This window comes from Streptomyces sp. NPDC041205, assembly GCF_055591765.1.
This window is the reverse complement of the sequence record NZ_JBVIZH010000003.1, coordinates 1,203,819-1,216,718: the sequence shown is the minus strand read 5'-3', so window position 1 is coordinate 1,216,718 and position 12,900 is coordinate 1,203,819. Positions and strand designations below refer to the sequence as shown.

11 protein-coding genes and 3 pseudogenes are annotated in these 12,900 nt (G+C 69.6%); 9 read left to right on the top strand and 5 right to left on the bottom strand.

The window, feature by feature from the left end; translation table 11 throughout:
• Positions 1 to 51: 51 nt before the first annotated feature.
• Genes ACZ6BG_RS19330 through hypE form a run of 3 tightly spaced genes read left to right on the top strand, consistent with a single transcriptional unit; the run spans position 52 to position 2,800 of the window.
• Entirely contained in the window at positions 52 to 666 is a 615-nt protein-coding gene (locus ACZ6BG_RS19330; protein WP_469002688.1) for a CBS domain-containing protein, read from the top strand.
• Positions 663 to 1,769 (top strand): hydrogenase formation protein HypD, encoded by a 1,107-nt coding sequence (gene hypD / locus ACZ6BG_RS19325; RefSeq protein ID WP_469002686.1) that lies wholly within the window; start codon positions 663 to 665, stop codon positions 1,767 to 1,769. The genes ACZ6BG_RS19330 and hypD overlap by 4 nt, the downstream gene beginning before the upstream one ends.
• Entirely contained in the window at positions 1,766 to 2,800 is a 1,035-nt protein-coding gene (gene hypE / locus ACZ6BG_RS19320) for a hydrogenase expression/formation protein HypE (protein WP_469002684.1), read from the top strand. The genes hypD and hypE overlap by 4 nt, the downstream gene beginning before the upstream one ends.
• Positions 2,801 to 2,939: 139 nt before the next feature.
• Here hypE and ACZ6BG_RS19315 read toward each other — a convergent pair.
• Positions 2,940 to 3,212, bottom strand: a pseudogene (locus ACZ6BG_RS19315) (Hsp20/alpha crystallin family protein); the annotation flags it as partial.
• Positions 3,213 to 3,235: 23 nt separating this feature from the next.
• On the opposite strand from ACZ6BG_RS19315, the pseudogene ACZ6BG_RS19310 reads away from it, so the two are divergent.
• Together ACZ6BG_RS19310 and ACZ6BG_RS19305 are read left to right on the top strand one after the other, a co-directional pair.
• Positions 3,236 to 3,738 (top strand): annotated as a pseudogene (locus ACZ6BG_RS19310) (IS5 family transposase); the annotation flags it as partial.
• 90 nt (positions 3,739 to 3,828) lie between these two features.
• Positions 3,829 to 4,326 (top strand): DinB family protein, encoded by a 498-nt coding sequence (locus ACZ6BG_RS19305; protein ID WP_469003014.1) that lies wholly within the window; start codon positions 3,829 to 3,831, stop codon positions 4,324 to 4,326.
• A 528-nt stretch (positions 4,327 to 4,854) separates the two neighbouring features.
• On the opposite strand, the gene ACZ6BG_RS19300 is transcribed toward ACZ6BG_RS19305, so the two are convergent.
• From ACZ6BG_RS19300 to ACZ6BG_RS19285, 4 genes are all read right to left on the bottom strand, one after another.
• On the bottom strand, positions 4,855 to 5,754 hold the full coding sequence (locus ACZ6BG_RS19300) for a GNAT family N-acetyltransferase (protein WP_469002682.1): 900 nt from the start codon (positions 5,752 to 5,754) through the stop codon (positions 4,855 to 4,857).
• Between the two features lie 310 nt (positions 5,755 to 6,064).
• A complete protein-coding gene (locus ACZ6BG_RS19295) occupies positions 6,065 to 7,495 on the bottom strand; it encodes an alpha/beta hydrolase family protein (protein WP_469002680.1) in 1,431 nt (476 codons plus the stop codon).
• Positions 7,496 to 7,712: 217 nt separating this feature from the next.
• The gene (locus ACZ6BG_RS19290; RefSeq protein ID WP_469002676.1) at positions 7,713 to 8,324 is read right to left on the bottom strand and encodes a dihydrofolate reductase family protein; all 612 of its coding nucleotides are present in this window, start codon (positions 8,322 to 8,324) and stop codon (positions 7,713 to 7,715) included.
• Positions 8,325 to 8,751: 427 nt separating this feature from the next.
• On the bottom strand, positions 8,752 to 9,297 hold the full coding sequence (locus ACZ6BG_RS19285) for a dihydrofolate reductase family protein (protein ID WP_469002674.1): 546 nt from the start codon (positions 9,295 to 9,297) through the stop codon (positions 8,752 to 8,754).
• A 185-nt stretch (positions 9,298 to 9,482) separates the two neighbouring features.
• Here ACZ6BG_RS19285 and ACZ6BG_RS19280 point away from each other — a divergent pair, with 185 nt between their 5' ends.
• From ACZ6BG_RS19280 to ACZ6BG_RS19265, 4 genes and pseudogenes are all read left to right on the top strand, one after another.
• Entirely contained in the window at positions 9,483 to 10,448 is a 966-nt protein-coding gene (locus tag ACZ6BG_RS19280; protein WP_469002672.1) for a LysR family transcriptional regulator, read from the top strand.
• A gap of 293 nt (positions 10,449 to 10,741) precedes the next feature.
• Positions 10,742 to 11,005: pseudogene (locus ACZ6BG_RS19275) on the top strand (dihydrofolate reductase family protein); the annotation flags it as partial.
• A gap of 125 nt (positions 11,006 to 11,130) precedes the next feature.
• A complete protein-coding gene (locus ACZ6BG_RS19270; protein WP_469002669.1) occupies positions 11,131 to 12,177 on the top strand; it encodes a phosphotransferase family protein in 1,047 nt (348 codons plus the stop codon).
• A gap of 11 nt (positions 12,178 to 12,188) precedes the next feature.
• Positions 12,189 to 12,896, top strand: a complete 708-nt coding sequence (locus ACZ6BG_RS19265) for an HAD family hydrolase (RefSeq protein WP_469002666.1) — start codon at positions 12,189 to 12,191, stop codon at positions 12,894 to 12,896.
• The last annotated feature ends 4 nt before the right edge of the window (positions 12,897 to 12,900 follow it).

Here is a 12,900-nt window from a genome sequence, read left to right as displayed (position 1 = left end):
CGCCATCGGTCGTGAGGCCTCCTGCAAGGAGATCGTCGAGCTGTTCCAGCGATGGTCGAGCTGTTCCAGCCATGGAAGGTCAGCGCCCTGCCGGTTCTGGAGGGCGAGGGGCAGGTCGTCGGCGTCGTCTCCGAGGCCGACCTGATGCTCAAGGAGGAGTTCCGCGATGCCGACCCCACGCGCTCCGATGTGCTGCGCCGACTGCCCGACCTTGCCAAGGCCGGTGGGGTGAGCGCCGGCGAGCTGACGACCGGCCCGGCCGTCGACGCGCGCGCGGACGCCACACTCGCCCAGGCCGCCCGGACCATGGCGCACCGGCGCGTGAAGCGACTCCCGGTCGTCAACGTGCAGGGCACGCTAGGGGGCGTCATCAGCCGCAGCGACCTCCTGAAGGTGTTCCTGCGATCGGACGAGGAGATCTCCGACGAGGTGCGGCGCGCCGTCCTCGGCCGGCTGACACCCGACGCCCGCCAGACGGTCACCGTCAAGGGCGGGGCAGTGGCGATGAGCGGTGAGCTTCACGACCGGGCGCCGGTGCCGCTCCTGGAGTGGCTGGTCCGCGCCGTCGAGGGCATCGTCGACGCCCGTACCCACCTCCCCGGACAGAACGCCACCGCCTCCCCCGGACAGAACACCGACACCGCCTCCGGACGGGACACCCCATGAAGTACCTCGACGAATACCGCGATCCCGAACTCGCCCGCCGCCTCCTGGCCGAGCTGCGGACGACCGCCACCCACCCCTGGCGGATCATGGAGGTGTGCGGCGGACAGACCCACACCCTGGTCCGCCAGGGAATCGACGAACTGCTGCCCGCCGGCATCCGCATGATCCACGGGCCCGGATGTCCCGTCTGCGTCACCCCCCTGGAGACCCTCGACCGGGCCATGGCCATCGCCGCCCGGCCCGGCGTGATCTTCACCAGTTTCGGCGACATGCTGCGCGTGCCGGGCTCGGACACCGATCTGCTGGCGCTGCGGGCGCGCGGCGCGGACGTCCGCGTCGTGTACACGCCGATGGACGCGGTCCGCGTCGCGCAGGAGTCCCCGGAGCGTGAAGTGGTGTTCCTGGCCGTCGGATTCGAGACGACGGCGCCCGCAAACGCCATGGCGGTCCTGCACGCGGCCCGCCTGGGCCTGACCAACTTCTCGGTCCTGGTCAGCCACGTCCTGGTGCCCCCCGCGATGACCGCGCTGCTCGACGACCCCGACTGCGAGGTGCAGGCGTTCCTCGCGGCAGGGCATGTGTGCGCGGTCACGGGCTGGCGCGAGTACGAACCGATCGCCGCCCGCTACCAAGTACCCATCGTGGTCACGGGTTTCGAGCCGCTGGATCTCCTGGAGGGCATCCTGATGGCGGTGACGCAACTGGAGCAGGGGCGCCACGGGGTCGAGAACCAGTACGTGCGGGCCGTGCACCGTGGCGGCAACACCGAGGCCCAGGACGCGGTGCGCCGGGTCTTCCGCGTCACCGACCGGGCGTGGCGCGGTATCGGCGCCCTGCCGGACAGCGGCCTCGACCTCACCGACGCCTACGCGAAGTTCGATGCCGCGCACCGCTTCGACGTGGGCGGGCTGAGGTCGGTCGAGGACCCCGCGTGCATCGCTGGCGCCATCCTCACCGGTGCCCGGCTGCCCACGGACTGCGAGGCCTACGGCGACCGCTGCACCCCCCGCCACCCGCTCGGCGCGCCGATGGTCTCCACCGAGGGAACGTGCGCAGCCTTCCACGCCGCCGGCCGCACCAGAGACCCCGAGGACGCGCCATGACCATGGAATGCCCCGCCCCGCGCCACGAGGACGAACTCGTCCTGCTCGGCCACGGCGCCGGAGGACGCCTCACCTCGGAACTCCTCGACGCGCTCGTCCTGCCCTCCCTCGACGGCCAGAGCGGCCCGCTGGAGGACGCCGCGCTGTTGCCCGGCCACCCCGACCTGGTCGTCAGCACCGACAGCTTCGTCGTCAGCCCGCTGTTCTTCCCCGGCGGAGACATCGGCTGCCTCGCCGTCCACGGCACGGTCAACGACATCGCCATGCGCGGCGCCTGGCCCCTCGCCCTGTCCGTCGCGCTCATCGTCGAGGAGGGGCTCCCCCTCTGCGAACTCCGCGCCGTACTCGCGTCGTTGGGCAAGGCCGCCCGCGCCGCCGAGGTCCCCGTCGTCACGGGCGACACCAAGGTCGTGGACAGGGGTGCGGCCGACAAGATCTTCATCAACACCACCGGCGTCGGATACCGGCACGGTGCCCTGCGCCCGTCCGCCGCGCTCGCCCACCCAGGCGACGCGATCCTGCTGTCCGGCCCGATCGGGCTGCACGGCACCACCGTGCTCTCCACCCGCGAAGGCCTCGGCTTCGAGAGCGACATCGCCTCCGACACCCAGCCCCTGCACCGTCTCGTCCGCGCCCTGACGCCGCTGGACAAGCATGTCCACACCCTGCGCGACCCGACCCGCGGCGGACTCGCCGCCACCCTCAACGAGATCGCCCGCGACTCTTCCGTCGCTCTTGAGATCGAAGAGAGCGCCGTCCCGGTACCGGGCCCCGTCGCCTCGGCCTGCGACCTGCTCGGCCTCGACCCGTTGATCGTCGCCAACGAGGGCTGCATGGTGGCGTTCGTCGCACCCATGGTGGCCGACGAGGCGCTGGCCGCCATGCGCTCCCTACCCGAGGGCGCGGGCGCCGTGCGCATCGGCGAGGTCCTGCCGCACGGGCCGAGCGGACGGGTGGTCCTGCGCACGCTGGTCGGCGCCCAGCGGGTCGTGGACATGCCGCTGGGAGAGCAGCTCCCCCGCATCTGCTGATCGTCGGCTCCCGCCGGCACAGCTCATGAGCACGGCGGAAGAGGAGCGGTCCGGTGCCGGACAGATGTGTGCGCGGCCGGGAGTACATCCGGGCCGCACACCTGTGAACCCGCGCTCGGACGCGCCGCACGGGGATGGTCCTGGTGCCCGTCTTCGCCTCTGGCACCGGGACAGTGCTGGTCAGGACACCGTCCTTGTACTCCGCGGTCGCCTCGTCGCCCTTGGCCCCAGCCGGCAGCCGGACGGCGCGGGCGAACGTGCCGTAGCAAAATTCGGAACGATGCTTCTGTGTGGTCTCCTCACTGCGCCCGGCGCGCAGTGTCAGGACACCTTCCGTGACGCTGATCTCAACGTCCTTGGCCGGGTCGATGCCTGGAAGCTCGGACCGCAGCACAAACCTCCCATCCGCCAGCCGCTCGTCAATGCGGATGCCGGGTGGCCCCGCTGCTGCCGCCTGCTCCCGAACGGCGCCATCGCCACCCCGGGCGGCTGCGGGTTCCCGACCGAGCGGCGCTCGCCGGCGTCATGTACGTGCTGCGGACCGGTGTCGCGTGGCGCGATGTTCCCGCGGAGACCGTGGGCTGCTCCGGCGTGACGGCCTGGCGTCGGCTGCGGGACCGGACCGAGGCCGGCGTCTGGCCTCGCCTGCACGCCGCCCTGCTGGCCGAGTTGCGCCGCGCCGGTCTGCTGGACCCGGACGACTGCTCCGTGGACGGGTCGCGCGTCCGGGCTCTCACAGAGGGGATCACGTCGGCCCCTCGCCCGTCGACCGCGCCCGCCCCGGCTCGAAGCACCACCTGATCGTCGACCGTCACGGAACCCCGCTCGCTGTCACGCTCACCAGTGGCAACCGGCACGACGTCACCCAGCTTCTGCCGCTGCTGGACGCCGTCCCGTCGCTTCGGGGACTGCGGGGACGCCCCTGCCGCAAACCCCGGCGGCAGCCTCATATGCCTGCGCCGCCTACGAACCGCATCCTGAAACGATCAGTGAGTCAGGTGTCAGGAGGGCCGGATACCCTCCGGCCTATGGCCGACACTGAACTGACCACGCTGCTCGGCGTCCTGAACAGCAAGCGCACGCATGTCCTGAGCATCCTGGAGGGCCTGGACGAGGAGGAGCTGCGGCGCCCGGTGCTACCGTCTGGCTGGACGTGCCTTGGGCTGGTGCACCATCTCGCCCTGGACGACGAGAAGTTCTGGTTCCGCGCGGTCGCGGCCGGGGAGAAAACGGCGATCGAGGAGATCCTCGGGTCCGGGGAGAACGCGTGGCAGCCCGCCCCGGAGAAGACAGCCGAGGAGGTCTTCGCCCTCTACCGCCGGGAAGGTGAGCTCGCGGACGCCTTCCTCGCCGGCGCTGACCTGGAAGCGGCCCCGGGCTGGTGGCCGGACTTCTTCGGCACCTGGCGATACGACAACCTGCGCGAGGTCATCCTGCACGTGATCACCGAGACCGCCACTCACGCAGGCCACCTGGACGCCGTGCGCGAACTCATAGATGGCAGCCAACGCTTGGTCGTCGACTGACGGGAGAGCCGCTCCGCTCTGCCGACCAGATCGTCGAGCGCAAGGTCCAGAGCTCAAGCTCATTGTGAAACGATCAGTCAGCGAGTTCGTACGCGGCTGAAGGCTCCCGCGCTCAAACCCTGCTCACCTTGCGTCTCTGCCGATTCCAGCTCCGCGGAGGCGAGTCGGAGAAACTGGCGCCTCAAGGTCCATGCGACACGCGTGTGGCGACAGATGTGATCACCTCGACCGCCTCCGAGCTGCGAAGCCCCTCCCTCGCACACTCGTTGAGCCCCAGAGGAACGTGGACGACGAGGAACCAGACGCACGTCGTCATAGCTGGTCATGCCACGCTCGGCTGTCCGCGGTTCGGACTCAACGACGGTCGCCTCTCACCTCCTTGAAGAAGCAGGCCCTTTGCATCTTCCGCCGCGAGCGGTGCGGGATGCGATGGTGGCCGCTGGCCACAGCGCAGATCCCGCATGTCGCTGACAAGGGGTCCGGACCTGCTCTCGGACCGGACCCCTTGTCAGCGTGTGCTACTCCTCGCTAGGCCGCTTGACCCGTCGGGTGGAAGTTGATGCGTTCCCTGACGACGGGGAAGCCGGCCTTGGCGAAGTTCGCGGCCATGGGGAAGTTGCCCTGGTCCGTCGCCCCGGTGACGAACTCCGCGCCCTGCTCGACGAGGAGGTGGGTGCACTCCGCGAGGAGGTCGTAGGCGTAGCCGTGACCGCGCTGTTCCGGGACGACTCCGATGAAGCCGATGGTCGGGCCGGAGGGGTTGTGGGCCGGGATGTGGATGCCGGCCAGGTCGCCCTCCGGTGTGTGCGCGACCTGCCACCACTCCCGTGGGGAGGGGCACCAGTGGAAGAAGTCGAGTTCTTCCTGGGCGGCCTGGTCGAGGCCGCCCTCCTCGATGGCCCTGAGCGCGTGGGCGTCCAGGGTGACGGAGTGGATGCGGCGCAACGCGTCGAAGAACACGGTGTCGTCGGGTTCGGCGCTGAAGCGCAGGCGTCCGGGCCGCTCGGGCAGACCTCGTTCCGGGGTCCAGCGGTACAGGAAGCGTTCCACAAGGAGTTCGTACCCGGCGGCTCGTGCGGCGGCGAAGCGTGCCCCGGCCGCGGCTCGCAGGTCGGTCTTCTCTCGCCAGCCGCCGGGCAGGTTGATCTCAAGTTCGACCTGCCAGGGAGCGGAGCGCAGGAGTTCGGCCCCGGCCTCCTCCTCGCCCTCCGCCACGTCGAACCAGTTGACGTTGACGGGCTCCGAGTCTTGGGGGCCGCCCCACCAGGCGCCGCGTGCGACGACCTCGCCGTCGCGCAGGGCGACGCGCTTCCAGTCGGGGCGGAACTGGGTACGCCGATGGCTTTCACGGGCGCCCAGGGGGTCGGGAAGTGCGTCGAAGAGATGAGCGTCGCTCGCGGAGAGCGCGCGGATGACCGCATCGGTCATGAATTCCTCCGGGATACAGGCTGCTTGGAGCGCTCCCGGGCAGAACTCACGAACCACGCCGGGACAGCGTGAAGAGGGAGCGCTGGAAAGGTGTGAACTGCACGGCACTCGCCTCCTTCCATCCGTCTCAGGGCGTGGAGCCACACATTAAGTGATCTGCCACGGTCCGGTCCACTGATTTCCCTACGCCCTGGCCCGCGACTGATGCGGCGGAGAGCGCCCGGCTCTCGCGCTCAGCCACACGACCTCATCTGTGACCCCAGCCGTAAAAGATCTCCAGACGGTGGCGGCCCGAGGCCGGGTGATGCCGTCAGCGGGAGGGTCGGGGGAAGCGCGCGGGGTTGAACCGGGCGAAGGCGGGCGGCACGGTCTTCTTCTCGAACGTCGCCAAGTCAAGGACCTGCTGGAACTCCGGCTGATAGCGGCCGACGGACCGGTTCAGTGTCCGAGGGTCGGTGCTGGGCCAGCGGCCGGTGTCGGCCTTGGTCAGCAGGGCCTCCAGTGCGGTGATCTCGTCGGCCGCGCTGAACGCGCAGTGCGAGCCGCGGTTCACGTACATCTGGCGCAGGCTGCCCGGCTCGCCGTTGCGGCGGACCTGGTCGGCGTACCAGCCGGTCTGGTCGGAGACCGCGCCGCCGTCCTGGGTGTTGTGGAGCGTCACCACGGGCTGCGGAGTCGTCCCACGCGCGATGGTGTACCGCTTCATGTAGTCGACGGCCCTCGTGTCCGCCGTGATCCGCGTACCGGCGTTCAGCTTGGCCACATCGGCGGCCAGGGCGACGCCGGGCGACCCGGCGGCACGGTACGCCTTGCGGACCAGGTCCTTCTGCGCCGAACCGGCAAGCTGCCGCCGGTAGTCGACGCCTGTGTTGGAGGACGGGTTGCCGCCTGCCCGGCGCTCCAAGTCGACCCGGCCGAGCGGGCCGGTGCCCGCGACGTACGCGTTGCGCAGCCACTGCGCCTGTGCCCGCACGCGGTCCACGGTCTTCGTCGGCCGCGCCTCGTGCGCGGAGTACCACCCGGGGATGTTGCCCAGCGCGCCGACGAGGGCGAGGCGCGCCCTGCCGTGCTCGGTCTCCAGGGCGCGGTCGATCGCCGCCACAAGAACCTTGACGCTGCGCTCGGGATCGCGTGGCCGCACCAGGTCGATGTCCTGGTCCGCTTCGGGCACCAAGAGCGTCTTGAGCGCGTAGGTCATGTCCAGCGTGGTGTTCCAGGTCCCGTTGCCGTCGTACTCCGCGCACATCGCCAGTACGCCGTCGAACCGGCCCGGGTGCCGCTCCCCCAACAAGGTGGCGACGGTCCCGCCCATCGACTGGCCGGTGCTGATGGTGCGCCTGGGCCGACCGACGTTCCGGTCGAACCAGTCCTGCAGCGCGAGCTGGTCGGTCAGCGCGTCCGCCACCGCGTACCCGTGCGTGCCCTTGTAGTCGGACGCCGCCAGGGCGAACCCCTTGGCCAGCAGAGCCTTTTCGGCCTCCTCGCTGTTGGTCAGGGCGATCTTCTCCGGGGCCCAGCCCTCGGGATAGTAGCCGTGGCTGTACAGCAGCAGCGTCCCGTTCCAGCGCTTCGGGACCTCCACGCGGTACTTCGCCCCGTCGATCTCCCCGGTGTACGACCGACGCTCGCCGACCGTGTCGGCCGCTTCGGCGGCCCCCGCGGTGCCGGTCCCGAGCATCGAGCCCGCCACCAGCACGGCAGTCACGACGACGCTTCCCCCTCGTCTCCTCATCAGGGTCATCAGGAGCGCTCCTTTCATCATTCAACGTTTGACGTATACAGGGACAGACCCTCGGCACACGGTGAACTCATCGGGGTCCGAGGCATTTCCGCGTTCTCGGCGAACTTCAGGGCCACCACGGCCCGGGGCGCTCGGCCTGCGTGCGGCGGTCGGCGTCGGTGCGCCGACCGCCGCACGGAAAGAGCCCCACGGTGCCGTGGTGGGTGCCGCGCGTCGGCTACGCGGCGGTGGCCGCCGGGGCCTTGGGCCGGTAGGTGCACACGAGTACGCCGGTGCCGCTGGTGACCGTTGAGGCCAGCTCGAAGGAGCGCAGGACGCCGTCCACCGGGTATATCGACTTCCCGCCGCCGAGGACCACCGGCATGATCATGAGCCGGAGCTCGTCGACCAGACCCTCGGCCAGCAAGGTCCGTGACAGCGACGCGCTGCCCAGCACGGTCAGGTCACCGCCTTCGGTCTCGCGCAGCTTCTTGATGCGGTCGACGGCCTGGTCACCCGGGATGAGCGAGGAGTTGTTCCAGGCCGTCACGTCGTTCTCACCGAGGGTGCTGGACACGACGTACTTGGCGACGCTGTTCATGTGGTCGGCGAACGGATCGCCTGCCCGGTCGGGCCAGGCCGCGGCCATGACCTGCCAGGTGCGGCGCCCGTAGAGCATGGCCTCGGTGCCCTTGGACCAGTCGGCCAGGGCGGGGCCCATGACCTCCGGGTCGAAGAACGGGTGGGACCAGCCGCCGTGGGCGAAGCCGCCGTCGCCGTCCTCGTCCGGGTGGCCCGGGGCCTGAACGACGCCGTCGAGGCTGATGAACTCGCCGATGGTGATGCGCATGAGTGACTCGCTTTCCTGTGGATTGGATTCGTGCGGAATGCCGCGAAGCGGGATGCGGGGAGCCGCGGGTGCCGGGAAACCGCACCGGCTCGCGGATAACCCGGGCTCCTTGGGGTCAAGCGCGCCCGGGTTCGTGGTGCAGCGCCGCGGTCCACAGCCGAAGGCTTGGGCCGAGACGAGACGAAGCCGCCCGTACGCGTCGGGCCGAACACCGGCTGGCCCGCGCCGATCGCCGAGGGGCTGCCGAACAGGTGGACCTCGTCCATCGGTTCGCGGGCGAGGAGGGTGGCCGTCGACGGTCGCTCGGATCTGAAGCTGCAACTTGCGCATGGCGAAGCCCCTTTCATGGGTGTGATGGCCGAGTGGTGAGAGGTGGGGACCGGCGCGGTGAGCAGCGGCGCGAGCCCCGCTGCGGCACGGAGGGCGGTCAGATCCGCGCCGGTGCCCGGTAGTCAAGGGCGACAGCGCCGGAGGGAAACAGCGACGTGCCGGTGAGTGTCCACGTGCTCGGGGCACCACCCTGCGGGAACAGGCGCCGCCCGGTACCCGCCGTCTCCGGATGGACACACAGCTTGAGCACGTCGACCAGACCGAGCCGGACCAGCTGCTGGACGAGTTCGGCCCCGCCCAGCACCAGCAGGTCCTGGCCCGGTTCGCGCCGTAGCTTCGCGACGTGCTCGGCGAGCTGACCGGGGATCAGCACGCCGTTCCACGGCACGTGGTCAAGGGTCGTGGACACCACGTACTTCGGCGCGGCGTCCACCAACCTGGTGTATTCCTCCGCCGCGTCCCGTAAGGGCCAGGCCGCGGCCATCTCCTGGAAGGTCACTCGCCCCAGCAGCAGCGCCCGGCTCGCAGCGATCTGGCCGAGCTGGTACTTCTCGTGCTCGTCGTACCGCAACGGCCGGGCCCAGGACGGGTTCGCGACGACGCCGTCGAGAAGGACGTGCATCAGGACGACGACTTTGCTCATGTGCGGGGCTCCGATCGATGCGACGGGACACCGACGTCCGGCACAGTCCTGGCCAGGAGGAAGGCCTGTTGAACGCGGCACCGCCAGAGTGCGTGATCCATGGCTGAGCCATCAAGATCGGAGAGTGGCATGCTCCGTTGAGCGGTGCTAAACGCTGGGGAGCGGCACCAAGCACGGGGGTGGAGATGCTGGAGCGACTGGAGCTGGAAGCGTTCCTGACGCTGGCCGAGGAGTTGCACTTCGGGCGTACGGCCGAGCGCCTGCATGTGACGACAGGCCGGGTCAGCCAGACCATCCAGAAGCTGGAACGCCGCGTCGGAGCCCCGCTCTTCGAACGCAACAGTCGCAAAGTGACCCTCACCGAGGTCGGACGCCAGCTGCGTGACGACCTGTTGCCCGCGTACGAGCAGATCAGTGCTGGGCTCGCACAGGCCATCGCGGTGGGCCGCGGGGTGCGCGTCAGGGGGGTGGTACGGGTCGGCTGGTCCGGGCCGTGGTGCGGGAACCTCATGGTCCAGGCGGCGGACCGGTTCCGCGTGCGCCACCCGCACTGCGACGTCGAGATCATGGAAGTGCAGTTGTGCGACCCGCTCGGAGGGATGCGGGCGGGCACGATCGACCTGCAGCTCACCGAATTCCCCATCCTCGAACCGGACATCACGATCGGACCACTGCTCTTCACGGAGCCGAGGGCGCTCATGGTTCCGGCGGACCACCCTTTCGCACGACGGGACTCGGTGTCGCTCGAGGACCTTGCCGACACAACCCTGGTCACCCTCGACGACGCGCACATACCGCGCTACTGGATGGACCGCTACTTCCCCCGCAAGACCCCATCCGGCCGCAGGATCCCGCAGGGCCCGGCAACCAAATTCTGGCCCGAGGTCCTCGTGCACATCGCCAACGGCGTCGGAGTCAGCACGGTCTCGCTGCGGGCGGAGAACTTCCACCAGCGGCCCGGCATGGTCTTCGTACCGTTCCACGACGCCCCGCCCATCGAGTACGGACTCATGTGGCCCACCGCGGGAACAAACCCCCTGACCGGCCTGTTCCTTGACATCGTGAACGAGATCGCCCGCCCGATCCGCAGCGCTCCCCCCACCCCCGAGGAGCTGCCGCAACCGGACACGAACGGCAGGCCGCTCGGCTGACGTACAGGTCTCCGCACATGCCCGCACCTGGTGGCCTTGCGGGACGCCGGTCCGGCCGGACGTGGGAAATTCGGTTTTCCAGTGCGCCTCGTGCGCCGCAAGTGACCGGATGGGTGACCAGACTCCGAGTCCATCTCCCCTCGTGAGTATGCGGGCAACCTACGGCCCTTGCATGGCCCACGTCCGCGTGGCGTTTTCGGCCACCCACCGGCAGCGCCCGTAGACGGACGCAGCGATGATTTTCACCGACCCGGCACGTCTCACCTCCGTTGTCGACAACACAGGAGGAACACGTGGCTCAGCTGCTGAGAGTCCAGAACTTCAACGTCTCCAGTGACGGAATCGCTGCCGGTGAAGACCAGACCCTCGAGAGGCCATTCGGTCATGTCGAGCCCGAGAGGCTGTTCGCCTGGGCCGGCGCCACGGCGAGCTGGCCCATGCGCACCGACCCCGGGGGCAGCCGGGGCCTTGACGACTACCTCACGCGGGACTACGCCCGCAACATCGGCGCCGAGATCATGGGCCGCAACAAGTTCGGGCCCCAGCGTGGGCCTTACCTCAACACCCCTCACCTGTCCCACTGACGCACAGTCCGCGCACCACGGTTCCTCACGCGATGCGGAGGCGGTCACACTGTGGTCGACGGCCTCGGAGGTCAGTCGTACGAGAGGCGGCCGGAATCGTGGAGATACCCTCGGACACCGAGCCGACGGACTTGTTCGACACGGGCCCTGTGCCCCCGCACAGTCCGCTCAACCACTTCCTCCGGAACCGCGTGTACGGCGAGGTGCTCGGACTTCCGAGGCCGGAACTGCGGTTTTCCCTACGGTCGCTCGGCAACGAAACGGTACTGCGCTGCGACGAGGCCACCACGTCGACGCCGGTCCTGTTGAAGGTATACGGCCTGAAGTGGATGGACGGGCGCCGCTGGGACCGCCCCCGGCTGCGAGCCGACCTCGTGCTCAGGGAGTACGAGAATCTGTGCCACGCACGCGCCCTGGGGTTCGACGGTCAGGGGCACAGGGTCGTACGGCCGTTCGCCGTGTCCGCCGAGCTCGGGTACACGCTGGCGGAGGAGTACGTGCCCGGCCCCGATCTCCTCCATTACATCGAAGAGGCAGCGCTCCGGGGCGGGCACGGCAAGCTCGATGCCAGGCTGGCCCAGACCGCCGGCTTCCTCGCCGACCTCCACAACCGGTCGGCGACCCGTCGACCTGGCAGTGACCGCGCCGCCCTCGCCTATCTGGGCAAAGTCGTGGCCCAACTGACCGAGGCAGGAGTCATCACACGCGGTCGGGGCGACGAACTGCGCCGTATCGGGCGGTCCTGGGCGGACTCGGGACATCTGCGCGGCCCGGCCGAAGTGCTCATCCACGGAGACGCCACGCCCACGCAGTTCCTCTTCGCGGGCACCGGAGAACTGGTGGCCATCGACTTCGAGCGTCTTCAGTACGGCGACCGGGCAGCGGACATCGGTCGTATCGCCGGAGAGCTCAGGCACCTGTTCCACTTGCACACGGGCGACGCGTGGGCAGGTGAACCACACATCCGATACTTCTACGCTGCCTACCTGGACGCAGCCCCCGGGGTGGGCGACCCCGCGCTCCTCATGGAGCGGGCCCGCTTCCACATGGCCTGCTCGGAGCTGCGGATCGCCCGCAACTCCTGGGTGGACATGGGCAACCGCCGGTTCCTGGCAGGGGAGGCCGCGGCATGCATGGCGCTGTGACACCGCGTGTGGTGCTCTTCGACCTCTACCGGACGCTGATCGATATCACGACGGACGAGCGAAGCCCGGAGGTGTGGCAACAGATGTCGCGATTCCTGAGCTACTGGGACTTCGCCCGCATCGCCCCCGAGGAGTTCTCCCACCAGTATTTCGCCCATGCCGTCCAGCAGCAGCGGGACAGCGCCGAGCCACATCCCGAGATCGACATCACCAGGGTCTTCCTGGACCTCCTACGCGAGTTCGGTGTCGCGCAGGCCGATGCCTTGTCGAGCATCTGCCCGCGAGTGCTCCGCGTGCTCAGCCTCCGCCACTTCGGTACGTACCCCGATGTGCTGCCGGGCCTGGAGAGACTGCGCGGCCGGTTCCGTCTCGGAGTCGTCAGCGATGCCCAAGTCCCCTTCGTCCACAGCGAGATCAAGACCGCAGGACTCGGTCCGCTTCTTGACGTGGTGATCGTCTCTGGCGAGCACGGCATCCAGAAGCCCGACCGGCGGCTCTTCGCCTTGGCGCTCGACCGCCTGGGCGTCGGCCCGGATGAGGCGGTGTACGTGGGCGACAACGTGCAGCGGGACATCCGGGGCGCGAGAGCCGCAGGTATCAGCGCCGTACTGGTGGACCGCCGGGGCCGGTTCGACGCCGCCGCGTCGCCGTACCGGCCGGACCACGTGGTGGGCGGCATCGGCGAGTTGTGCGACACCCTGCTGGGCGCAGCCCGATAGCGGC